Raw genomic sequence first — 23,364 nt, forward strand, 5'->3', positions numbered from 1 at the left:
TCTCCTGTTTTCCAAATGTTTAGCTAATTCACCTTCGCCCTGAGCTGATCGGCGGCGGCGGCAGCGACGATCACCACACCGATCGCAATTCGTTGCCAGTAGCTGTCGACGCCCATCAGGTTCAGACTGTTGGTCAGAACCGTCATGATGAGAACGCCGATCATCGTTTTGTAGAGATAGCCTTCGCCGCCATGTAGCGCCGCGCCACCAAGCACCACCGCGGCGATCGCGGTGAGTTCATAAAACTCTCCGGCGGTCGGCTGGCCCGACTGCAGCCGGGCCGCCAGCATCACGCCGGCAATACCCGCGGTGATGCCGCAAATCACATAGACCAGCAATGTCACGCGGCGCACCGGAACGCCGGAAAGAAACGCCGCCTCGCGGCTGCCGCCGGTCGCAAACACCCGCGTCCCGAACGCCGTCTTGTGCAAGACCCAGGCAAAGATGGCGAAGATGAAAATGGCCGCCAGCACCGGCCAGGGAATACCGAACAACCTCGCGGTGCCGAACCAGATAAAACCTGCCGGCAACCCGTCGTCACCGACAACCGGCGCGCCCTTGGTCATCAGCAGGGCCAATCCGCGGACGAACACCATGCTGCCTAACGTTGCGATGAACGGGCTGACATTGGCGCGCGCGATAACAAGACCATTCGCCAATCCGACCGCCGCGCCGGTTGCAATTCCGCTGACAACGCCGGCAAAAATCCCCGCGCGCAGCATCACTTCCGCCGCAACACATCCGGACAGGCCCACGATCGACCCCACCGAAAGATCAAATCCCCCACCAATGACGACGAAGGTCATGCCGACACTGATCACGGCCAGCACGGCGGCCTGCAGCAGGACGTTGGTGATGTTTGTCGAGGACAGGAAACGATCCGACATCAGCGTGGAGGCAACGCACATCGCCACCAGAACAAGCGCCGGAATCTGGTTCACGACATTGGTTCGCCAGCGGCCCAGGAATGACATCAGACCGCGGTCTCCAGCAGCGCGCGCAGAGATGCCTCGCCGTAGGTATTGTCCCGACTGACGCGGCCGACCACACGTCCCTGACGGAGCGCCACAACGCAATCGCTCAGCCCAAGAAGCTCGGGCATGTCAGACGAAGACAGGATCACGGCCCCGCCACTGCTGGCGAAGTCGGCGATGTAGCGATGGATATGGGCTTTCGCCGCGATATCGACGCCGTTGGTGGGCTCGTCCAGCAGCAACAGATCAAGACGCCCCGCGAGCCACTTTGCGAACACGACCTTCTGCTGATTGCCTCCGGACAAACCACGGACGGGCATATCGGGATTATGCGGCCTGATATCGAGCAACGTCATCAAGCGCACAACAGCGGCTGTGATTTTCTGCTCGTCCCTGCCGGATGCCGTGCAAAAAGCCGAGATGTGCGGCAGGACGATATTGTCACGGACCGACAGCGCCATCACCAGCGACAGGGCGCGCTCGCCCGGAACGAAGCCGACACCGTTTTCGATCGCAGCGGGTACATCCCGTGGATATTCCGAATTGCGCTCGCCTGGGCGGCCGCTGCGAACACCGAACAGACGCCGCAGCAATTCCGTGGCACCGCTTCCGAGCAGTCCGCCTAGTCCGATCACCTCGCCCTGCCGGCACGTCAACGCGCCGCCGGGAAGAGAGACGCTCACCCTCACATCCCCCGCAGATCGCGCACCGCCAGCCTGCAAATCGAGTTCTCGTCCGGTCATCGCGTGGATCAAGTCATTCCGCTCAAAGGGCGCTGACGACATCGCTGCAAGTCGGCCATCGCGCAGCACGGCACACTCATCGGCCAAGATGTCGACCTCTTCCAGCCGATGCGAAATATAGATGATCGTGACACCCTGGTTTCGCAGGCGGCGCAAAACCGTAAACAGCCGCTCGGTTTCGCGCCTCTCCAATGAAGCGGTCGGCTCATCCAGGATGAGAATGCGGGTCTTGTGACCAAGCGCGCGGCCGATCACGACAAGCTGACGCTCGGCGAAAGTCAGATCGCGGGCCCGCGCGTCGACATCGATATTGACGTCGAGATCCCCAAGGATGGCCCTGGCGGATTCCTTCATCGCCCTGGCATCGACGCATGGCAGAAGACCCGCAACCCGGCGCGACGGCAGATAACCCAACAACATGTTTTCCGCGACGCTCAGCGCGCCGGCAACCCGAAGCTCCTGCGGCACCAGCACGACACCCGCTGCAATCGCTTCGGGCAACGATTTGAAGTGCGCGGGTTGCCCATCCAGTTCGATCCGGCCGGCATCGGGCGGATAGATGCCGGATAATATTTTGATCAGGGTCGATTTGCCCGCGCCATTCTCTCCCAGCAAAGCCAGAATGCTGCCGCTCTTTACTTCCAGCGACACATCCGAAAGCGCGCAAGTGGCTCCAAAAAATTTGGACACATTGGCGATCCGGATGTGGGTCATCGCGCCGCCATCCAGCGCGTCGCGGCGGGAATCCATGGACCCTCGGCTTCTCCGCCAGCATAGCTTGCGGAGAAGTGGTCGCGGCCTTCCATGATCAATTCGACAACATTTCCGCCCGCCGCCTTGAGCGCCCGCGCCATCATGTCGGCTTGCGGGATCAGATGAGGAAAATCCTTTGTGCCCACCGCCAGCAGAAAAGGCGGAGGCGTTCCCTGGATCATCTTCAGCGGACTGGCCTCCTCAGTTATTTCAGCGGCCGCGGGATCTTCCATTGGACCGAGAAAGCGGGGCCGGATGCTGAGGCCCGAACCTTCACCAAACGTGTAGACGCCGGAGATCGGCAGACATCCTTTGATGACGTCGACGGGCAATCCGAGTTCAGCCTGCCAGTCCCGGCGAACGGCCATCAGCGCCGTATAATGTCCGCCCGCAGAATGGCCGCCGACGAAAATGCGATCGGGATTGCCACCGTAACTCTCGATATCGGTCCTGACGTCCGCAAGCGCCTTGCAGCAATCCGAAAAGCCGGTGGGAAACAGATGCTGGGGCGCGAGGCGATACCCCGCCGACACAAATGTTATTCCGGCGGCGCCCAGCGGCGGCGCCATGAACGACATCCATTCCTTGTAGCCGCTGGTCCAGCCGCCACCATGATAAAACACCAACACGTCGCCGGTCGGTTTCGTTGCCGGAAAGATCAGCAGGCTCTGATACGGATCGTCGCCGTATTGACGCTCGACAGCCTCAAGCGCCGGAAGGCGCCGCATCAACTCGTCATGATACGCCTGCCCGGCCGGCGACAGAGGTTCCTGGGGTGGGTAATGCTGGATGAGCATTTGATGACTGCCGGTCAACGGGACTCGCGGGCCACCACCATCTTTGGATCGACCAGCCTACCCCGTTCGATCACCACCTCATTGTCGAGAATGACGGTGCAATCGCGCATCGGCACGTCGTAATGCCCGCGCGTGTTTCGCTTGCCGCCGCCTTGCGTGTTGGGACCGGTGGAGAACAGAAAGTTGCCCGGGAAGGTGCGCGCCGCAGCACGGCTTCGTTCAGGTTCGTCGCCATTGAGCGCAATACCGTACCAGAGGGATTGCGGATTAAGACCCCAGCCTAGATGAGAAATGGCATAGGGATCGCGATCGTCCGGACCGGTCATTCCCGCGGCAAGCCATTCATCCATCAGCTTGGCGTCAAGGCCGCCCGAGATTTTGGTGATGAAACCATCACGGACTTCCATCTCGACCCTGTCGGTGACGTAGCGGCAATAGGGCAGAATCACGATGTCGCCGGGCTGAAATACCACACGGCCGTTCGCCGTCCCCTCATTCGGGAAGGTATGCACGTGTCCCGCGCCCCAATGGTCGAACCGCCCCGGGGATTCGGCGAAGCCATATTGGCTCATCACCGGGAATTCCCCGCATTTATAAGTAAAATCCGTTCCGGCATCGCTGACGACGCGGACTTCGCGCGTCTTCTCGAGCTTGAGATGAGCGTGCAGGACAGCTTCCTTCAGGCCTTCCGGCGACATCAACTGTTCAAGATCGTCCGGCGCGTCGATGATCATCAGCACGCGGGTGCCGACATCGCGAACGTCCTTCAGCCATTTGCTGAACAGCGGCACGTGAAAGATGACGATGAGATCGGCCTTCATGGCAGCCTCAAGCGTGCCCTTGCATTTTCCGATCGTGGGCACGCCGACCTTGGTCCAGGACGGCATCGAATTGACGCACATCTCGTAGATATCGGCGCCCAATTCGTCCGCCGCCGCGAAGGCGGACTGGACATATTCCCTGCGGGTGCCGAGGTCGCTGACGATGGCGATCGTCTCGCCGTTCTTGACGTTACAGCGCTGGAACTGCTTTCGAAAAAGCATCGTCAGCTTGGCGGGGTTGAGCTCCTGGCTTCTTAATGCTGCATCGTGCATTTGCCGCTCTCCACTTTGTTGCTCGCTGGCCTCAACGATATATAAGTGGCGAAGTCGGTCAATAGTAAACTTCATTCGGTATTGAAGTGAGGTCGGGGTGGTTCAGGTCAAGAAGGAAGCGGTGCGCGATTCAATTCTCGAATCCGGCCGCAAGCTGTTCAAGGCGCAGGGCTATGCCCGTGCCACGATGAATGCCATCGCACGCGAAGCCGGCGTCGCGCCGGCGACCCTGTACGTGTACTACCGATCGAAGCTCGAAGTATTTTTTGCCATTTACGATCCCTGGCTCCGGGCCAAGCTGGAGACGCTGCAACAAGAAAGTCAGCGCATCAAGCAACCGCAAAAGCGGCTGGAATTCCTCCTGATGGGGCTGTGGCGCGACGTGCCTTTTGCGGACAATTCCTTCACCAATAATTTGATGCAGGCCGTCTCCACCAAGGGCGCCGACGAGCATTACGACACCACCCTGCTGGAATGGTCAAAAGCCCAGATCGCCGCCGTCGTAGCGGATTGCCTGCCGCCGAGGCGCCGTCAGGCGCTGAACCTGGAGCGGATTACCCATCTACTGTTCATGGCGTTTGACGGGTTCTCGCTCAACGCACACTTCGCGCCGGATCGTCCGTGCGATGTGGCGATGGTCAGAATGGTGGCCGAATTGCTGATCGGTCCAACGCCGCGCAAGGCTGCCTAATTTCGGATGCCGCGATCGCAGGTAGCGTTACGGATGCGGGCGCGGCGAATCTTTCTCATTGCCGACCCAGACGTCGCTTTGCTTGATCTGCCTGATCAAGGCTTCGGGGTCGAATTTCCGGAAACCTGACGGAATCTCGAATAGTTGTGCCGATTGCGGCTCGTCGCGAAGGTTCTGTGCAGCAACAACCGTGCCGTCTTCGGTCTTGATTCGCAGCGGAAATTTGCGCGCGGAATCGATCCAGCCGAGCATTTCCTGATTGGGAGACAGGATCGCGCGGTAAGCGATCGTATTGTTCCCTTCGACCGTCTCTTCCCCGATGCGCTCGCAACGCCAATTGCCCTGATCTTTTGCATCCTGATTCACAATGCCAGCCACTTTCGCCATCGCCTCCCACTGCCGGCACGGATTATCCGGATCGACCGGCACGAAGATCCGGGTCAGACGATTCGACTGACGGGCTTCCATGAACAGCCGCGCCGCGGGCCGCACAAAAAAGGCAGCGTGCTTTGTCCCCTCGATCACAAAAAAGCCGTCGGCAAGTTCCGGCGTCTCAATTCGCACCTTGTCGCCGGACACCCTCAGCCTGCCCGCCGGCGCCGGTGCGCCATCATCCTTCAATGTCACGAGATCAGCGGAAAATTGCTGCGCCCGCGCCGGGGCGTGGCCGCAGAGCAAAAAGCCTGCAACGGCAAGCAAGCTCAACCATGACCGGTTGGACGGCAAAACAATCATTCGGTCTTCAGTCATCGTCGGAATCCGTTGGATGTAATTTCGCGATTTGGGTGGCTGGTCGACAAAGAGCGACGCCGACCGAGCCATCAGGCCCGATCGGCGTAGCCTTAGTGAGTCAGATCGCAATTACTCGGTGTAGGGCTGAGTAACCGCGTGGCTGAAGTCGAACGCGTCGAACATGTCCGCAAGCGCCGGGCTGTTGGTCGGCACATACTGATTGTTCTTCGAGTAGGTCGGGTTCGGGAGGTTATCGCGGCTGCGGTTCGTAAGCGGCTGCAGGCTCCAGTTACGCTCGATAAACTTCAGCAACGACACGTGGTCTCCGTAGTTGTGGTAGACCTTGCCGCCTGTCGAGTAGGGCGAGAGGATCAGGATCGGCATGCGCGGTCCGTCGCCGAAGAAGTCGATCGACTGGATGAAGCCCGAGTCCCAGTAACCGCCAGCTTCGTCCCAGGTCACGAACACCGCGGTTTCCGCTTTCAACTGCGGATTGGCATCGAGCGCCTGGAGGACGTTGAGGACGTAACCTTCGAACAAGTCGACCTTCGAGCTGGAAGGATGACCGTCGAGCAGACCGTCCGGCTTGCCGAACGACACCGAAGGCAAGGTGTTGTTCTGGATCGCCGTGATCAGATCAGCAGTGTCCTTGACATGCGCGGTACGAACGGCCGGGTTGGCCATGATCGAGGTCGCATATTGGAACGGATTGCAGATCTGGCAGTAGGCGATACCAACGGCGTTCGCCGGATCGGCAATCGCCGCGGCCGTCAGGTTCGGGCTGGTCGGGTTCGCCGCAACCGCGGCGTTCGAGAGTGCAACGGCCGCATTATACGAACCGCCGTAATAAGCCCACGAAATGTTCTTCGCGATCAGCTCGTCGCCGATGGTCTTGACCGGTGACGGCGGAAGGTTGCCCGCACCCGACAGTGAACCGTTCGGCAGGTAGCCGGGGTTGGTGTTGTCCAGCATGTAGTAGTGGTTGGGCTGGCAGTTCGGCTCTGCCGCGTAAGGCAGATTCTCGAGATAGCTCACGATCGGCTTGACGCCAGGCTGGTTGATATCAGCGCAGGCGCTGAAAGAGTTGTCAGCCGTGTACTGGTTGACGCTGCCCGCAACCGGATTCGGGTTAGCAATCTGGTTCGCCGGCGGCGTGGTCGGATTGCCTTTGCCGTCGCTCCAGAATCCGGCGTCGCCGGTGCCGAGCATGAAGTGGTTGGCGCCGGTGCCGCCATGGAACGATTGATGGAAGTTATCGCCCAGGGTGAAGCGGTCAGCCAGTTGCTTCAGGATCGGAGCTTCTTCCTGCTCCGCATTGTAGAAGCCCATCGAATTGGCCATGCTGAAGTTGCTCTTGGCATAGGTCGCCATCACGAAGGGGAACAGGTCGGCCAGACAGCCCGAGCTGTTGGTCTTGGTCGCGTGGGCAACGCTGCAATCCTCTTGCTGCCAATCCTGGTAGAAGCGGTGCGTGGTGTCGCCGGTGTAGTCGTCGTCGGTGAGCTGGGGACCCTGCAACGGGAACGGACCCGTCAGAGTGCCGGCTCCGGGAACGCGGGTATCGAGGCTGCCGGTCGGCAGGCCGGTGAAACCGGTGGTCAGGATGTCGAGGCTGCCGGGATCGATGTCCTTTTCGACGCTTGCTTCAGCGATCGACTTGAACGGAGCACCGGTGTCGCTCTGCGCAGACGGGGCACCATTGGTGTTCGGCTGCGGCATCGCGTTGGTCGGGCTATAGGGCGTCTTGGCGATTGCCGGCGCGCCGATGTAGTACGAAGTCTGCGCGGCGACCGAGTACTGCTGCGCCTGCGCGAAGTTCGGGCCCGGCGTGCCGTCCTCGTTGACAATGCCCTTGGACAGCAGGTTCGAGATCGTCTGGCCGGCGCCCTTCGGCTTGTACACACCGAAGGTGTGGTCGAGGCCGCGGTTTTCACCGATCAGGACGATGACGTGCTTGATCGGCGAAGCGGTTTTCACGGTTTCAGTCGGGTTCGACCCATTGCCATTGCCGTTGCCGTTACCATTGCCGTTTCCGTTTCCGTGGCCGTTGTTATCACCCCGGCCGTCTCTACCATCTCTGCCCCTGTTGAACGGGTCATTATTGTCCCGGTCATTCCTGTTATCGGCGTTGAGGAAGCGGTTGGGATGCGAACGCAAATCCCAGATGCTTCTTCCCGCGTTGCTGGCAGCGAAACCCGCGGTAGCGATGGCCATCGTCGAAACGATGCACAGCGCTGTCGTGGCCTTCCATTTTCGTCTGAAGCTGAATGTCGTTTTCATTGTCGACCCCAAAGGTTGTTTCAACGCTTCGGTAGTTAGTGGGTCAACATGACGCAGGCATATCGATGATGTGAACTCGCGCGGAAAAATCAGAACGATTCAAAATATTTTCTCTGAATGAATTTTTGAATGAATTTTTTCATCACGCAGGAACTTTTGATGAAACGAAAAATTAGTCGCGCGTCCTCTGCATCTCCGTGAAGATGCGCGATGCAAATAATATTCAAAAAATATCTTTGGCAAAGCCACCACGCGACTCGATGAAGATCGAATCTCATGGATTCGGCGGCCGCGAGATCACTGCAGCAATTATTTACGCGAGCAGAATAGTCATTCCGCTCACACTGATTCGATTCAAATCGATTCGATAAAGTTACGGCTTCAGTGCAGCACGTGCTTTGATTCACACGTACTTCGACTCACGCGAGCTTCGACTCATCGGCAGCCGCGCCGCGTGATGAATCACGCGGTCCCATGAAAATCAAATCTCAAGCAAATCGATAGCACCACGATCACGGCGGTAATTTGTTCAAGCAGGAAGTTTATTCAGCCCACATCGATCCGATAGAATTCCGGGATCCGACAGGATTCCGGCTTCAGTGAGAAACGTGCTTCGACTGCATTACTTGCCGAAGTGCCGCGTAGTGCGAATCATGCACCGCGGGATTGAACAATGACCATGGCTCCGCGCTGGCCAGCACCGCCGGAACGGCGGCTGTCATCAGCGACCGATAGTTTTTGAACTCGGTAGCCGCATCCGAAGCCCGACCGTCAGCAACCGCCATGTCGATCCGCCGAAGGGTGAGGACGAGTTCCTTGAGCGCCGCACGCGCAAGGACCCGCTGCTGCTCGCCACCTGACACGCTGGTGTTCTTCCGATCGGGATATTGTTCGGTCAGTTCGCGCAACTCGCTGCCGATCGTATCGACCGCAAGCGAAACGACTGCCTTGTCACCCGCCGGAATTGCAACGCCGAGAACCGTGGTGAAATCGTTGATTTCCTTCAGCGTTGCGCCGGCGCCGTCGTGCTCATAAGGCAGCATGCCGTCTCCCACCGCGGTGAGATAGGCGACGATATCCTGCCGATCCTGAGCGGACAGGCCGAGATCGAACACCCGGTCGAAATGCGCCACCACCTGGCCGTAAGTGTCGAAACGGCCATCGTGAAAATACGGCGCATTGAAATCGGCATTGCGCAGCGTCGGCGTCTTGAAAAGTCCGCCCGACCCGACGTCATGCTGCTGATGATCGACGAATGCGCCCGAAGGAACGTGACAGCCGGCACAGCTCAGATTCGGATCATGCGGAAATGGCTTCCTGAACAATGCCTCGCCACGACGCTCCGATTCATTGATGGTACCGACCAATCGGCCGCCCGGACCAAGACTGGGATTGGGCAGGAAGTCGATGTCCTGGATGTAAGCAACGATGGCATCCACGATATCGGGCGACGGCTCGGGTCCTGCGAATTCGTTGACGATGACGTTGTGGACGAAATCATGCAGCGACGCCATGCGGCCGTCATGGCCATAGGGCGCGAGGTAGCGCGCGCCGCGCAGGCTCGGGATCGTGACCGGATCGAGCACAAAGTTGTTGGCGTTCGGATTGAACAATGGTCCGGTGGTGTCGAAATTGCCGGGCCGCGTCGACATCTTCGGCATGAAGAACTTGGCGTTGCCCGCGCCGTTGACGTGGCAGGTACCGCAACTGACGCCGGCCTGCCGTGCTACCCCACCGAGAATCCCCGGTGAACTGAAGGCCAGATTGCCAAGATTGACCATATACGACTTGCCGCCGGCAATTTCAGACCGAAACACCTCGCGCGGCTTGCTGAGTGCGTCCTCGTTGAGCTCGGTTTTTGCAGGCAATGTGGTTTGATCGCCGTCGACCGGAAAGGCCATCGCCCGCCCGCAACCGCACCCGAGCAACAGGCCGAGCGCGACCGCCGAAATTCCTAAACGGCGGACATTCATCGCGAAGCGGGCTCCAATGTCGGGCGATGCAACCCCAGTTTGTTTGACGCATCCTGCAGCGCGACCACCAGTTCCTCACTGCTGCGTCGCAGTGCTGGAATATCGACGTGTTGCAGATCCGGCGCGGCGACGATCGCCTTGAGTTGCCCGACCCTTGCATCCACCACACCGGCGAGCTTGACGTCGGCCGTCCGAAGCGCCGCGGCGAAAATCGTGTGATAGGCGAATTCGATGCCGTTGACGTTGTTACGCATATCGTCGAGCGACGTTCCGCTGATTCGCGATTCACCGCCATCGGCCTTGCTCTCGCCGACCTCGTAAGCCAGCCGCACGGTTCCGTCCAACAAACCCTGCGGCGTCAACGGCATGTCGCGAAGTTTGCCGTGAAGACTGTCAAGGTGCTCGACCAGCGCGCCAGCATCGTTCTGCACGTCGGTGCGGCCGGCGCCAAACAGCCTGGCCTCGATGGCATGAAAGCCGCTGTCGGCATTGGGCCACGCATCGATCTGGGCATCGAGTTCGGGAACGAAGCCCGCGGTGAACACTTCCGAGCGTTCCCATCCGGCGCGCGCCGAAATCCACGCCTTCTTTGCCCCCGTCAAATCACCGGCCACGGCGCGCTCGCGCAAATCGCGCGCGCCTGCCAGCGCCTGGCCGATGCCTTCAATCATATAGGGACGATATTTCTCAGCCCCGTCGTCGAGTGGCGCGGCGGTCACCGTACCTACGCCAAATCCCAGCAGCGCAAGAAACACCACCACTCTCACGTCGATCATCGGCTTAAGACTCCCGCGCGGGCAAGCCCGCGGTCACCACAAAATCAGTGGCAGCCATCGCGTGCAATATTGTCAACTCTGTATGCGGTTTTGTGACGGGATCGTTTCACACGGCGATTTTTTTCCGAATAAAAAAATTTGTCGCGTGGAATAATCCGTTTGGAGTTGAAATTGCGCGGAACTTTGGAGTCACGCACCAAGAAAATAATCAGGAAAATAATTTCGAAAAATCTGCGTATTCCTACCACAAGACTGATATGTGATGAGCGCTCCGTTTATCTCGCATTGAATCATCCGCCCATCCTGGCAAGGTTCGCATGCTCGTCGATACCGAGGCCCTGCAACTTTTTGGATTCTTCGCCGCGCTTTTTCTACTTTGCGGAGCGATCGCACTGATCGATGCCCGTCGCGGCATCATTCCGGACGGGTTGAATTTATCGATTGCCGGTCTCGGGCTGATGAAAGTCGCCGTTGCCGGCGGTGCAGCGGCGGGCGTCGAAGCTGCGTGTGAGGGCGCAGTCATCGGTCTGATTTTCTGGCTGCTGCGGCGATTGTATTTCGCATGGCGGAAAATCCAGGGGCTTGGTCTCGGAGATGTGAAATTCCTTGCCGCTGCAACACCATGGATCGGCATTGCCGGAATTCCCACCCTGTTGCTGATCGCCACGCTGACGGCGCTCGCCGCGGCCGGCAGCCTGCAACTGGCCGGGCGAGGCATGACACGCCAGACATCTCTGCCGTTCGGACCGTTTCTGGCGATCGGCCTGCTGCTGACCTTTGTCTTGCAGCAATTCCTCAGCGCGATCTAAAAAGCCGCGTCATCGTCGCGTCGCGGCCGAACTCCCGATCGCGCTCACCGGAAGCAGACGGACCGCGCCGCTCGACTGGGCGTCGCCCGGCTGCGGCAATGCCAGCACGGCTGAGCGTTCATCCTTTTCCATGGTTACTTCGCGGCCCTGAATCGCACGCAGCTTCCAGCCCTGATAATCCTCGCCGACTTTCAGCCGCAGCGCCGTTTTGGTCGACTGGTCGAGGAAAATTCCGAAACCCTCGTCGCCGCTCGCGATGGTACCGACCAGGGAAAGCGGGGGTGGTTCGATCTCCTTTTTTCGCGGCGGTGGCTTGATCGGCGCGACTTCGGCTGCGACCGCCGGCGGTGGACGGCGGGAGGGCGAAAAAATCGGACGGTCACGCGTCCCCGACAATTGATTGAGCGGCACGCCCCATAGCGGATTGGCGCTGGGCGCCCGCGCCGGCACGGCCGGCGCCGGGACAACACGTATAGCCGTGGCAGGCTCGGCCGGAACGGAAGATATCGCGGGCGGACCGGAGGCCCGGCTGCTGTCGTTGAGGCCGGCATCCAGCGCACTGTCGGATACCGCAGTCGCTGACGCGGTTGCATCGTGAGCCAGCAACGCCAGCGACGTAAGACCGATTATGAGTCCACGCTTCATTTGGCGCCTCGCCATTGCCCGGACACCACAAGCAGGATTCGCAGCTTGCCGCTTCCGGAGCCCGATGCCGTGAGTGGAGTCTGGACCTCAAGCTGATCGACAAACAGAAAGGGCATGCCGGCCTCAAGATCGTAGAGCAGCGGCTGTAATTGGGGCTGATCGATCTCGCAGCTCGCGATCATGCTGAGGAACCCGGTGCGCGACGGCGCACCCTGCAGGTCGAGCTGGGTCGACAGCACGTTGCCGCCGAGTTTCATCACCGCTCCGGCCACACGCTGCAGCAGCGTCGCCCCCGCGATCGTGACTGTCGCACCCTCGAGATATGCCGAACCCGATGGAATCGTCACGTCACTGGACGAACCCTGGGGCGCCGCAGGCCTGCGGCCTTCGAGTTGCTCCAGCATGGCTGACGCCGACGCCACCTCGCTGCGCTGGTCGAGCACATCGGCGGTCGACGTCGCGATGATGATCAACAGCGCGGCCAGCAGACCGATGTAGATCGCCGTCGCCACGATGGGGGACGTGGTGATGACTTTTCTCGATGCAGCGTATGCGCTCACGTGCCGGATCCAAAATAGGCTGTGATATGGGCTTCGATATGGAATCGCTCGCCGGTCTCGTTCGCCGCGTGCGTGGTCGGCGCGAAGAAGGTCGCGCGGGTGAACTGCGGCGACTGCTCCATCAGGCGGATCAAGGACGGCGCATCCTGCGTCATGCCCACGACCTGGACCTTGTCCCCCTCGATCCGCAGTTCCGTCACATAGGTGGTATCCGGCAGCACGCGCGAGATGGCCTCCAGAACCATGACGCTGGACGGCGTCGTCTGCTTGCGTTTGGCCAGCAGATCCAGACCCGATCCGGCTGAATTCGGACCAAGGCGCAATGCGGCACGGCGTTGCGAAATCTGCCGCTGCAACTCGTCCTGCTCCGATTGCAGATGGCCGCCAAGATAGGTCGATATCAGCAACGAGGCTGCCGCGGCCACACCGGCGGAGAGCAAAATCGCGCGCAGCAGGCGCGGCACGCTCGCCATTGACCCGATTGAGCTGCGCCATGGCTGGTCGAGCAGTTTGATCCGGACCGGCGGGCGAGCACCCACCGAAGCCGTCGCGTAAATGGCGACGGAAGCCGCATCCAGCGCACGGACAAACTGGAGCAGCGGCTGCACCTTCAGCTTCGACGTCGCAGCGAAGATCACGTCGATCCGGTCATTCGCCGCCGCCGTGGGCGGGCTCCAGCCGAACACCGCGTCATTGGCGGTCCAGGGCGTCAGACGGTCGATCTGCGTCCGCACCATGCCGTCAAGAAAATCGCCAGCCTTGCTCGGAAAGTCGAGCAGACAAGTCATGACATGATCGGATTGCAGTTGCAGCTCGACACGGCTGCCGCGAAAGGCGCCCTGCCAGTCCGCCGGCAACGGTGGCTGAGGCCTGCCATTTTCGAGGCGAAACAACAGGTCGGAAAATGCCGGGGCATTCTTTGCCGGAACCGTCCTGGTCGAAATCATCTTCGTGCTGAACGCGCCATCGTCGCCTTCGACGAGCAAGATCCGGCGCACGCTCACCAGACGGCTTGCCACCTCGTCGATCGCGCCGGTCACGGCCGCGATCCAGTCACCGAACAGCGCTTTCAATTCGGAGATAACGGCCATCACACGCCCCCGCGCTTTCGAGCGCCGCTGCTACGGATTTCCAGGTCATCCTGCCAGGACAGCACGCGATACGGTTCCACCTTGTCGCCAAGCGCGATAACGACTTCGGATACAGCGCGGCGGCCGTTGTTGAAACGGATCGTCGCCTCTATCCGGTAGCATGTGCTTTTGGCCGTTGGCTGGTCGCTCTGCGCCGCGGAGGTGTTCGCCGTCGCGAGCGGGTCGTTCGTCAGCGCTGATGGCGCCCCCAACGTGTCGCCCGGTTTGTCGCCCCCCTTCCCGGGCAGCGCGGCAATGACCTCGGGAGCCGCAATCGTGGCATCGACGTCAGGCGATCCGTTGAACACCGTCACGAACGGCAATGCGCGCTCTACCAGTACCGGCGGCAGGCCGGCCACGAGCGCGAGTTCGTTCACATGCGTAAACAGCGACTGCCGTGGCGTATAGTTCAACCCCGCATAGAGCGCTTCTTCCACATTGGCGGTCCCGGGCGCCGGGCGGGTTCGCCATCCGACGATCCGGTCGGCGTCTTCCACAGCATTCGCCCGGCTCGCGCCGAGCCCTGCGAACAGACCGGCGAGCACTTCCTTGGGCGCGAAATTCAGATCGATCCGGGCGGCTTCGGAAGTGAAGGTGACCAGAACGTCCGCATCGTCCAACCGGAAGTGAAACGATCCGTGCGATGGCCGCGTCTTGTCGTCCGCCAGCGTCAATTGATAGGTGGTGAGCTCAAGACCGGCGGATACCAGCGCTTCGGTCTGCAACGCGACATCGTTGAGCGCCAGCGCTTGCGCCGAGGCCGACAGATACACTGCGAAAATCGCCGCCAGTGCCGACAGCGCCATGAGAATCCAGAGCACCGCGACGATCACGAAGCCCCGTTCCGAAGATGATGCTTCCGCGCGGCCCGGCATCATAGCGTTCCTCCCTGCCCTGCAACCCCGGCCCTTGTATCCGGCGGTGTATTCGGCGGTGTATTCGGCGGAACGCCCTGTTTGGTCTCGTCGTCGCAACCGCCCTCCGGCCGTACGCAGTCGCTCGGCGCCTGGACGTGAACCGGCGCTATCGTCGAAACCGACAAGACGCGTCCGGTACTCGCATCGCGGATGGTCAGCCGGATCATGGCCGGCAGCTTGCCGGTTCCGCGCCACGACGCTTTCCAGATTCGATCCGGGCCGGCATAGGCGAACGACAGCCGGAATGGCGCGCGCAGCAGCACCACGGGATCGCTGAAGTGCAGTTGCTCTGCCAGCGACGAGCCCGGCGGCAGCGGTGCAAACCGCGTTCGCGACCTTACGGTCACGAACTCACCGCGATCGCTCGTCTCACCTAGGCGCACGACATCCAGTCCGGGTCCGGCGTTCGGCCCCAGCGCGGTGCGCACGAACGTCACCGAAAGCTCCGATCCTTCAAATAATGGATGGCGGGTATCGCGATCGGGTGGAACATATTCAGCCGCGGCGAGATCGGCCCCGATCCGCTGCAGCGCGATACCGATCACCTCGCTGCGCTGAATGCGGCTGAGGCCGCGATTCCAGTTCGGCAGCCACTGCGCGGTGATGCTGGCGAGGGCCGAAAGCACCAACCCCATCAACGCCAGCGCGACGATGGTTTCGATCAGCGTGAAACCACGTTCGCCGGCGCGCTCCTGGTGCATCGCGGCGGTCATTGCGAGGCCTTCCGCATCAGGCGCACGGTGCGAACATCCGACACCGCGCCGCTGGGAGATCTGACCCGGACCCTGACCAGTTCGGGAACCCAGGGGATGTCGGCGTCCGGCACCGTCCAGTCGCCGCCCAGCGGCGTCACGTCGACCGTCCAGCGGTAGTCGTCGATCTGACCCGATAAAGAACCCGGCTGAAGATCGGCGCGCGGCGGCAGGCCGGCGGTCATCACCGTGCGCGCCGTCTGCATCAGCGCGACATGATGCTCCAGCGCCATCACGCCGCGCCCGTTGGTGGCCATCAAGGAACCGATCGCGACGATGGAAACAGCGACGATCGCAAGCGCAATCAGCACTTCGATGATCGTGAAGCCGCCATCGTGGCGATCAGTTGGCGCTGGCATCGTGGGGAACAATCTCGATCCTTCCGGTCAGCCAGTTGACGCGAATCTCGTAGCCGGTGTCGAAGCGGGTCAGCGCGATGGTGCCGCCGCAGGACGTGCCGTTGGCGAAGAAGCTGATGGTCGACAGCGCCGCCTGTTGCCGGCACGTCTGCGGCAGCAGCGCATCGAAGCGCACATCGTCGGGAATGCGGATCACATTTCGCGACGCGCCGGAACGGATCGCACGCGCTGGTGCGTCGACGACGGTGGCGACGCTGGTTTGATTGCGGACCGCCGCGTTGCGATCCGCCTTCAGCAGCGTGGCGGCCTGCAGCGCGTATGCTTGCAGGCGCGAGCGCGACGTTTCTCGTGGAATGAAGGGCAACAGCACGGCCGCCAGCAACGCGATGATGGCCAGCACGCACACCATCTCAAGCAGGGTAAAGCCGCGCTCCCGGACGTTACTCATTTTTCGCGCTGGTGTTTTCGAGCGAAATGTCGGCGGCAACCCCGCTGCCGCCTTCCTGACCGTCGGCCCCGTAGGACATGATGTCATACGGGCCGCGCTCTGCGGGCGAACGATAGACGTAGCCGTTGTTCCACGGATCCTTGGGGACGTTGCCGCCCTTCAGATACGGCCCGTTCCAGGCCGCAACGCCCGGCGTCTGCCGGACCAGCGCCGTCAGTCCTTCCGACGTGGAGGGAAAACGGCCGGCGTCGAGATAGAACAGATCGAGCGCGCTGGCGAAGCTCTGCAACTGGATCCTTGCCGCCTTGACCTTGGATTCGCTGAGATAGTTGAGAACGCGCGGACCGATCAGGCCCATGATGAGGCCGATGATGGTGATCACCACCAGCATCTCGACCAGCGTGAAGCCTTGCTGGCCGGCATCGGGCACGACCCTGTCCTGCCCGGGCCTGTCTTCTGCGCGCGCAGCGAAAATTCCACCGATGCTTTTGAGCGATATCATGACGAACCAACCTTTGATCTAGCCCAGCCTTTGATTTAACCAACGAGTTGCGTGACCGACAGCAGCGCGGTCATGATCGACACGATCAGCCCACCGACGACGGTACTGATGGCGACAATCGCGAGCGGCCCGACGATCCCGACGACGCGATCGAGGCTGCGCTGCAATTTCGCTTCATAGAATTCGGCAACCCGGCCTGACAGCGCCGGCAATTGCCCGGTTTCCTCGCCCAGTCGCAGCATGCGGACCGCCATCGGCGGCAGGCTCGTCGTCACCGACAGCGCATCGGACAGCTTGCCGCCATGACGGACCCGATCCGCCGCCGCAGCCCAGGTCTGCTGACCCCCGGTCACCGACATGATGTCAACCAGGATGCGCAACGTGGCGGTGAGGTTGACGCCGCTGCCAAGCAGGACGCCGAGATTGCGGCAGAAAAGACTGGTGCGATAGAATTGAAAGATACTTCCGATGCCGGGCACGTGCGAGACCGCGGTCATGATCGCGGGGCCGGTTCCGGGCCGGCGCAACAGCCACCAAATTCCGGCGACCGTCGCCGCGGCGGCGAGCATCATGACGGTGGCATTGGCCCGCAGAAAGTCCGACAACTTGATGAAGCTGCCGAGCGTCGTATCCGATTTCGCACCGAAATCCTGCAACACCGTCGAAAACTGCGGCAGCACGAACAGAATAAAGAACAGCATGACGCCGGCGGCGGCCACCAGCACGAAGGCCGGGTATTGCATGGCGTCCGTGAGCTTGCGGCGCATCAATTCGGATCGCACCCGCTCCGTCCCCAACATGTCGAGTACCTGGTCCAGCGTGCCGGTGACTTCGCCGACGCGCACCAGCGCACCATACATCGGAGGAAACAGTGACGGATGGCCCGCAACCGCGTCCGCCAGACTCTCGCCACCGAGCAGCGCCGCACGGAGCTTGCCGACCACCGGCCGCATCCGCCCGACGTCGGCATCATCAGCCAGCAGTTCGAGCGCGTCGTCGAGACGGGCACCCGCCTTCAACAGCAGCGCCAGATCGCGCGTGAAGGTCGTGACCTCCGCCGCGCTCGGCTGTCTGAACGAACCGAATCCGCCCGAGCCGGCATTGGTCCGCTTGTCCTCGACGGTTTCGATCGGCAACAGCCGCAAATATTCGATCCGGCGGGCGACTTCCGCCGCGGTCGGCGCCGAGAGCGTGCCGTTCACGATCTCGCCGCTTTGTGTCAATGCTCGATAGCGATAATTCGGCACGCATTCACCGCACGGTTGTGACACGTAGAATTTCGGCAGGCGAAGTGAGGCCGGCGCGGCATTTCGCGATGCCGTCGTCCAGCATCGTGGTCATTCCGGCGCGGATTGCCATTTCGTCGATCTTCAGCCCGTCGGTCTTTTCCGAGATCAGTTCGCGGATATCGCCGGTCAATTCCAGAAGTTCGAAGACGCCGAGACGCCCGCGATAGCCGGTGCCACCGCAGCGTTCACAGCCGCACGGCTCATGAATCACCTCCCCGGCGCGCAGACCAAGCGTCGCCAGCCGTGGGTCCTCATCGAGATCGGCATGGGTGAGCGCCCGGGGTGATTTGCAGCGCTCGCAGAGCTGCCGGACCAACCGTTGCGCGACCACGGCGCGCAATACCGATCGCAGCAAATAACCTTCGACACCGAGATCGAGCAGACGGGGTACTGCCGCCGCCGCGGTTTCGGTATGTAGTGTCGTCAGCACCAGATGCCCGGTCAGAGCGGCGTGGACGGCCACATGCGCGGTCTCGGAATCGCGCACCTCACCGATCATGATGACGTCGGGGTCCTGACGCACAAACGAGCGCAGCGCCGAGGCGAAGGTCAGCCCGATCGCCGGCTTGACCTGCGACTGATTGATCCCGGGGATTTCATATTCAACCGGGTCCTCGATGGTCAGGATCTTGCGGATCGGTTCATTGAGGATCGACAGGATGGTCGCCAGCGTCGTGGTCTTGCCGCTGCCGGTTGGCCCCGTGACCACGATCATGCCGTGAGGCAGCTTCATCAACCGCCGCAGCGTGGCATCATCGGATGACGAAAATCCGAGTTTTTCGACCATGAGAAGCCCGCGGTCCTTTGGCAGGATGCGGATAACGGCGGATTCCCCGTGCTGCGTCGGCATGATTGCGACGCGGATATCGACGTCGGTGCGCCCGGCCCGCAACCGCGCGGCGCCATCCTGCGGCAGGCGGCGCTCCGCGATGTTGAGGTTGGCGACGATCTTGATGCGGGAGATCACGGCCTGCGGCAACACCCCGGCCGGCGCCGCTGCCGGCCGCAGCAGGCCATCGATCCGCATGCGGACCACGAGCCCGTTGGGAAACGGCTCGATGTGGATATCGCTGGCGCGCAGCTCAACCGCTTTCTCCAGCAGGTCATTGACCGCCCGCACGACAGGCGCACCGCTAGCGAGATCCCGCAGGCTCTCGATATCGTCTTCACGCGGCTGTGACGACGAGCTTCCGGCTGGATCGATATCGTCTTCGCCGAGGCGCTGGTTCAGAACCACCGCGACGTCCTCGGAGGTCGCGATCCTGATGACGACGCCCGCTCCCAGCACGATCTGCGCTGCACGCTGCGCCGCGCCGTCGGTCGGGTCGGCGACCGCGAGCGTGGCACTGCCGTCGGCAGATCGATAGGGAAAGACCACCATCTCGCGCAGAAAACGTTGCGAAAACGAGCCCGCCAGCGACGACGCCGATATCATGTCCTGCAGCGTGACGCGCTCAAGCCCATAGAAGCGTGCGGCTTCATCCGCGAACTCGCCGGGCGACAAATTCGTGAGTTCCCAAAGCTTGACTCCGCGACGATCGGAGACAGCGGGCTCGACCGTATCGTCAAGACCGTCAACCGCCGTCAAATGTTTGCTTTGACGCAGATGTTCCACGAATTGCAAGGACACGTCGCTGGCCATTCGTCTTTCCGTTTGCGCCATTTTTTTGGAATTGGTCGGCCGACCACGGATCATCGTCCGAGCCGCACTTATTGATCCGAAGTGTGACAGCTGTACGAAGCGCATGACTTGCACACCGCTCAAATGTTCGAGCGTTGCCTGAGTTCCAGTATTCCCTGAAATTCCAGTGCGCTGTGTTCCGGAATCAACACCGCAAAACAATCAGACGCGAGCGAGCAAATTATTTCTGTCATGATCCGTCGTTAAGTAATCTCCGCTGGCTCGGATGGATCGTCACGCGGTCTTGAGCCCGAACTCATAATCGGGATGACGGGATGATGGTACGCGTCGGCAAACTTGGCCGGTACCGAACGATTGGTCACAGCACCTGCGCTATTTTTGTCTTGCTATCGATGGGTCTGCTGGTCTCGTGCAACTCGGCAACCGTCGGGTCCAATGAGGGATCCCAGCTTGACGTCATGGACAAGGTGCGCTCGCTGGATCTGATGCCGCGTCAGTCGCAGCCGGTAGATGACGGCACCGCGGCATCCGGGCGAAGCAAGAGCGGCAGCCGTCCGGCGATGTATGAAGGCACCGATGTGACCGCCGTCTCCGACGAGCGGCCGCAACCGGCAGCGAACGGCAAGAGCTTCGACCTCAATTTTGAAAACACCCCGGTTACGACTGTCGCCAAAGTGGTGCTCGGCGATATCCTCGGCGTCGGCTACACGATCGATCCGCGTGTGCAGGGAACCGTCAGCCTGGTCTCGGTACGGCCGGTCGCCAAATCAGACATCGTCTTCGTGCTGGAAAATGCCTTGCGTTTGAGCGGCGTCGTGCTGATCCGCGATACTGCGGGCTATCGCCTGACACCGCTGGTCGATGCCGTGGGCGCCGGGCATGTCGACGCAGCAGACTCCAGCCCCGAACCCGGTTTCGGCGTGTCCGTGGTGCCATTGCAGCATGTGTCGGCACAGACGCTGTTGAAGTTGATGGACAGCTTCGCCACCAAGGCGGGCACGGTTCGCGCCGACGCGACGCGAAACCTCCTGCTCATTCAGGGCACTGGCGCGGAACGTCGCACCGCCGTCGACACTGCGCTGAGCTTCGATGTCGACTGGATGCGTGGGCAATCGGTCGGCGTTTTTCCGGTTACGAGCGGACCGCCGGCCCCTATCATCGCGGAGCTGGAAAAGATCGTGGATTCCGGCGAAAATGGTCTCAGCCAGAACGTCATCAAGTTGCAGCCGATCGCCCGCCTCAACGCCATCATGGTCGTGAGCAAGCGGCCGGAAATGTTGCGCACGGCAGCAACCTGGATCAAGCGGCTCGATCAGGCCGACACCGAACGAACCAGCGTTCACGTCTACCAGGTGAAATATGGCGACGCGCGCCAGATCGCGCGGGTGCTGACCGACATGTTCATCGGCGGATCAGGCTCCAGTCTGCTGGACAGCGCCGCCGACCAGGTCGCACCGGGATCCGGCGCCTCCTCGTCTTCGAGCGGCGACCGCCTGTCGTCGAACGGCAATGCTTCATCGACGACGAACGGCTTCGGAAATCCCGGCGGAACAGCAACGGGAACAGGAACAGGGGCCGGAACCACATCGGGCTTTGGCGCGCTCGCCGGCGGTGCGAACAGAGGTTTGGGCGGCGGCGGAGGCGCAAACGGAGCCAATGCGCTTGACAGCGGCCGCGGCGCGGCCTCCGGCAACGGCCAGCCGGTATTGCAGGGCGACGTGCGGATCACGCCCGATACCGTCAACAATTCCCTGCTGATCTATGCCGATCAAGCCAATTACCGCATCATCGAGGCCACGCTTCTGCAGGTCGATAAACCGCAGATTCAGGTGGCGATCGACGCGACGATCGCCGAGGTGACGCTCACAAACGACCTGAGCTATGGCGTGCAAACCTACCTGACCAGCCGCAATGTCGGACTGAAGCCGAACACGGGCTCCATCCTCAACACCCAGGCGACGACCGCGCCAGCCACCACCACCGATCCGACGACGGGAGCCACGACCGTGGCGGGATCGTTGACCAACGCTTTCATCAACCGCGCCTTTCCCGGGTTCAACTTCCTGGTCGGCAACGGAACGCAGCCGACCGCCATTCTCGACGCGCTGCACGCCGTCACCAGCGTCAAGGTATTGTCCAATCCGTCTCTCGTGGTGATCAACAACCAGGTTGCGACGCTTCAGGTTGGCGATGTCGTGCCGGTCTCCACCGGCAGCGCGACCGTGCTGACGACCAGCAATACTGTCGTGAACACGATCGATTATCGCAATACCGGCATTATCCTGCGGGTGGCGCCGCGCATCAGCGCCAACGGCAACGTCCGCCTCGACGTGGAACAGGAAATCAGCAACGTTCCAACAAGCAGCAGCAACACCCCCAACCTGACGCCGACCGTATCGGAACGAAAGGTCAAGAGTTCGATTCTGGTCGCGAATGGCCAGACGGTGCTGTTGGCTGGATTGATCAGCGAGCAGCAGAACGGCACCCGCAACGCACTCCCGGTCTTCGACCAGATTCCCGTTCTCGGCGACGCGTTCGGACACCAGGATAACAACACGACCCGGACCGAATTGATTATCTTTATCCGGCCGCAAATCATCCACAACAGCTCCGACGCGCACATTGTCGCCGAGGAGCTCAGATCCAAGCTGCGCGGCGACATCGCGACAACCGCGACCAATCAGGCCAAGACCACCAGTGTTCACTGATCTGCGAAAACCGACCCCATCCCGCCTGGTCACGCGCGTTCGCGACGCTGTTCTCGCCAAAGCAGTGTGCCGATGCCTGTCGGCCGTGTCCATTATTGTGCTGGTCGGATCGGGTGCGGCCCCGGCCGCCCATGCCGACGCGCTGGCTCAAGGCACCGCGGCCTATTCCCGCGGCGACTACCTTCGCGCAGCCCGGGAGCTGTCACCTCTGGCTCAGCGCGGAAACGCCAAAGCACTCGGCTTGCTGGGCTTCCTGTATGAGCACGGTTTCGGCGAACCGCAGGACTATGATGTCGCCGCCGATTTCTACGCAAGGGGCGCCGTTCAGGGAAATCCGTTTGCGCAGGCCATGCTCGGATTGATGTACGACAAGGGGCACGGCGTTCCCCTGGATTTCATCCTCGCCTACAAATGGCTCAATCTCGCCGCGGCAGGCTCGCAAGGCCACGACCAGGACAATTTTGCGAGGTTGCGTGATGCCCTGGCATCGAAAATGTCGAAGGATGAAATCGCCGCAGGGCAGCGGCTCGCGATCGACTGGATTGCGATCAGCTTCGACCCAAAGCTAAAGGCCGATCGCGGTCCGTGGAAGTCGCTGCACCGTTCGGAATAGTTTTCCCGGCGCTCGACAAATAACAAAGCATTGAACGAATGGCTGCGTCTTCAAACGCAGCCATTCGGCCGTCCAAGCCTTGATCGGCGGAAAACACACGCCGACACCGCGCCACCGAGAACAGCTGCACCACGGGGCAACGGGTCGCGCCCGTTTAGCCGCCGTGGCGCCGCCGGC

At 61.4% G+C, this 23,364-nt stretch carries 22 protein-coding genes; 4 read left to right on the forward strand and 18 right to left on the reverse strand.

Translation table 11 applies throughout. The features are described 5' to 3' along the window. Positions 1 to 23: 23 nt before the first annotated feature. From HB676_RS15485 to HB676_RS15500, 4 genes are read right to left on the reverse strand one after another with little or no spacing between them, the layout of a single operon-like run. Positions 24 to 974, reverse strand: coding sequence for an ABC transporter permease (locus HB676_RS15485; RefSeq protein WP_213738698.1), 951 nt, complete (start codon positions 972 to 974; stop codon positions 24 to 26). Beyond that, a complete protein-coding gene (locus HB676_RS15490) occupies positions 974 to 2,467 on the reverse strand; it encodes a sugar ABC transporter ATP-binding protein (RefSeq protein WP_213738699.1) in 1,494 nt (497 codons plus the stop codon). Before HB676_RS15490 ends, HB676_RS15485 begins: the two co-directional genes overlap by 1 nt. After that, positions 2,428 to 3,267, reverse strand: a complete 840-nt coding sequence (locus HB676_RS15495) for an alpha/beta hydrolase (RefSeq protein ID WP_213738700.1) — start codon at positions 3,265 to 3,267, stop codon at positions 2,428 to 2,430. The genes HB676_RS15490 and HB676_RS15495 overlap by 40 nt, the downstream gene beginning before the upstream one ends. Before the next feature lie 14 nt (positions 3,268 to 3,281). After that, the gene (locus HB676_RS15500) at positions 3,282 to 4,361 is read right to left on the reverse strand and encodes a hypothetical protein (RefSeq protein ID WP_213738701.1); all 1,080 of its coding nucleotides are present in this window, start codon (positions 4,359 to 4,361) and stop codon (positions 3,282 to 3,284) included. Positions 4,362 to 4,458: 97 nt separating this feature from the next. Between HB676_RS15500 and HB676_RS15505 the strand changes: the two genes are divergently transcribed. Next, positions 4,459 to 5,052 (forward strand): TetR/AcrR family transcriptional regulator, encoded by a 594-nt coding sequence (locus HB676_RS15505; protein WP_213738702.1) that lies wholly within the window; start codon positions 4,459 to 4,461, stop codon positions 5,050 to 5,052. Positions 5,053 to 5,079: 27 nt separating this feature from the next. Here HB676_RS15505 and HB676_RS15510 read toward each other — a convergent pair whose 3' ends face one another. The 4 genes from HB676_RS15510 to HB676_RS15525 all read right to left on the reverse strand — a co-directional run bounded on the left by HB676_RS15510 (position 5,080) and on the right by HB676_RS15525 (position 10,813). Further along, a complete protein-coding gene (locus HB676_RS15510) occupies positions 5,080 to 5,802 on the reverse strand; it encodes a hypothetical protein (RefSeq protein WP_213738703.1) in 723 nt (240 codons plus the stop codon). Between the two features lie 111 nt (positions 5,803 to 5,913). After that, positions 5,914 to 8,064 (reverse strand): alkaline phosphatase family protein, encoded by a 2,151-nt coding sequence (locus HB676_RS15515; protein WP_213738704.1) that lies wholly within the window; start codon positions 8,062 to 8,064, stop codon positions 5,914 to 5,916. Between the two features lie 596 nt (positions 8,065 to 8,660). Beyond that, positions 8,661 to 10,037 carry a cytochrome c peroxidase gene (locus HB676_RS15520; protein WP_213738705.1) on the reverse strand — a complete coding sequence of 459 codons (1,377 nt, stop codon included), beginning with the start codon at positions 10,035 to 10,037 and terminating at the stop codon, positions 8,661 to 8,663. Next, the gene (locus HB676_RS15525; RefSeq protein WP_213738706.1) at positions 10,034 to 10,813 is read right to left on the reverse strand and encodes an EfeM/EfeO family lipoprotein; all 780 of its coding nucleotides are present in this window, start codon (positions 10,811 to 10,813) and stop codon (positions 10,034 to 10,036) included. Before HB676_RS15525 ends, HB676_RS15520 begins: the two co-directional genes overlap by 4 nt. Before the next feature lie 317 nt (positions 10,814 to 11,130). Between HB676_RS15525 and HB676_RS15530 the strand changes: the two genes are divergently transcribed. Beyond that, positions 11,131 to 11,622, forward strand: coding sequence for an A24 family peptidase (locus HB676_RS15530; RefSeq protein WP_213738707.1), 492 nt, complete (start codon positions 11,131 to 11,133; stop codon positions 11,620 to 11,622). Positions 11,623 to 11,631: 9 nt separating this feature from the next. Here HB676_RS15530 and HB676_RS15535 read toward each other — a convergent pair whose 3' ends face one another. From HB676_RS15535 to HB676_RS15580, 10 genes are read right to left on the reverse strand one after another with little or no spacing between them, the layout of a single operon-like run. Beyond that, positions 11,632 to 12,267: a hypothetical protein gene (locus HB676_RS15535; RefSeq protein WP_213738708.1), complete on the reverse strand. Its 636-nt coding sequence runs from the start codon at positions 12,265 to 12,267 to the stop codon at positions 11,632 to 11,634. Further along, the gene (gene gspM, locus HB676_RS15540) at positions 12,264 to 12,827 is read right to left on the reverse strand and encodes a type II secretion system protein GspM (protein WP_346347345.1); all 564 of its coding nucleotides are present in this window, start codon (positions 12,825 to 12,827) and stop codon (positions 12,264 to 12,266) included. The genes HB676_RS15535 and gspM overlap by 4 nt, the downstream gene beginning before the upstream one ends. After that, positions 12,824 to 13,918, reverse strand: coding sequence for a PilN domain-containing protein (locus tag HB676_RS15545; RefSeq protein ID WP_213738709.1), 1,095 nt, complete (start codon positions 13,916 to 13,918; stop codon positions 12,824 to 12,826). Before HB676_RS15545 ends, gspM begins: the two co-directional genes overlap by 4 nt. Next, positions 13,918 to 14,835 (reverse strand): type II secretion system protein GspK, encoded by a 918-nt coding sequence (locus tag HB676_RS15550; RefSeq protein ID WP_213738710.1) that lies wholly within the window; start codon positions 14,833 to 14,835, stop codon positions 13,918 to 13,920. The genes HB676_RS15545 and HB676_RS15550 overlap by 1 nt, the downstream gene beginning before the upstream one ends. Beyond that, the gene (locus HB676_RS15555) at positions 14,832 to 15,587 is read right to left on the reverse strand and encodes a prepilin-type N-terminal cleavage/methylation domain-containing protein (protein ID WP_249780265.1); all 756 of its coding nucleotides are present in this window, start codon (positions 15,585 to 15,587) and stop codon (positions 14,832 to 14,834) included. The genes HB676_RS15550 and HB676_RS15555 overlap by 4 nt, the downstream gene beginning before the upstream one ends. After that, entirely contained in the window at positions 15,584 to 15,985 is a 402-nt protein-coding gene (locus HB676_RS15560; RefSeq protein WP_213738711.1) for a prepilin-type N-terminal cleavage/methylation domain-containing protein, read from the reverse strand. The genes HB676_RS15555 and HB676_RS15560 overlap by 4 nt, the downstream gene beginning before the upstream one ends. Continuing rightward, on the reverse strand, positions 15,969 to 16,433 hold the full coding sequence (locus HB676_RS15565) for a prepilin-type N-terminal cleavage/methylation domain-containing protein (protein WP_213738712.1): 465 nt from the start codon (positions 16,431 to 16,433) through the stop codon (positions 15,969 to 15,971). The genes HB676_RS15560 and HB676_RS15565 overlap by 17 nt, the downstream gene beginning before the upstream one ends. Then, positions 16,426 to 16,935, reverse strand: a complete 510-nt coding sequence (gspG, locus tag HB676_RS15570; RefSeq protein WP_213738713.1) for a type II secretion system major pseudopilin GspG — start codon at positions 16,933 to 16,935, stop codon at positions 16,426 to 16,428. Before gspG ends, HB676_RS15565 begins: the two co-directional genes overlap by 8 nt. Positions 16,936 to 16,970: 35 nt before the next feature. After that, on the reverse strand, positions 16,971 to 18,182 hold the full coding sequence (locus tag HB676_RS15575; protein ID WP_213738714.1) for a type II secretion system F family protein: 1,212 nt from the start codon (positions 18,180 to 18,182) through the stop codon (positions 16,971 to 16,973). Between the two features lie 4 nt (positions 18,183 to 18,186). Continuing rightward, the gene (locus HB676_RS15580) at positions 18,187 to 19,866 is read right to left on the reverse strand and encodes a GspE/PulE family protein (protein ID WP_213738715.1); all 1,680 of its coding nucleotides are present in this window, start codon (positions 19,864 to 19,866) and stop codon (positions 18,187 to 18,189) included. Positions 19,867 to 20,258: 392 nt separating this feature from the next. On the opposite strand from HB676_RS15580, the gene gspD reads away from it, so the two are divergent. Both gspD and HB676_RS15590 read left to right on the forward strand, forming a co-directional pair. Next, entirely contained in the window at positions 20,259 to 22,574 is a 2,316-nt protein-coding gene (gene gspD / locus HB676_RS15585; protein WP_249780280.1) for a type II secretion system secretin GspD, read from the forward strand. 85 nt (positions 22,575 to 22,659) lie between these two features. Further along, complete coding sequence (locus HB676_RS15590; protein ID WP_346347346.1) at positions 22,660 to 23,187, forward strand: tetratricopeptide repeat protein; 528 nt, start codon at positions 22,660 to 22,662, stop codon at positions 23,185 to 23,187. The last annotated feature ends 177 nt before the right edge of the window (positions 23,188 to 23,364 follow it).

This window comes from Bradyrhizobium sp. dw_411 (assembly GCF_018449695.1).
Lineage (GTDB): Bacteria > Pseudomonadota > Alphaproteobacteria > Rhizobiales > Xanthobacteraceae > Bradyrhizobium.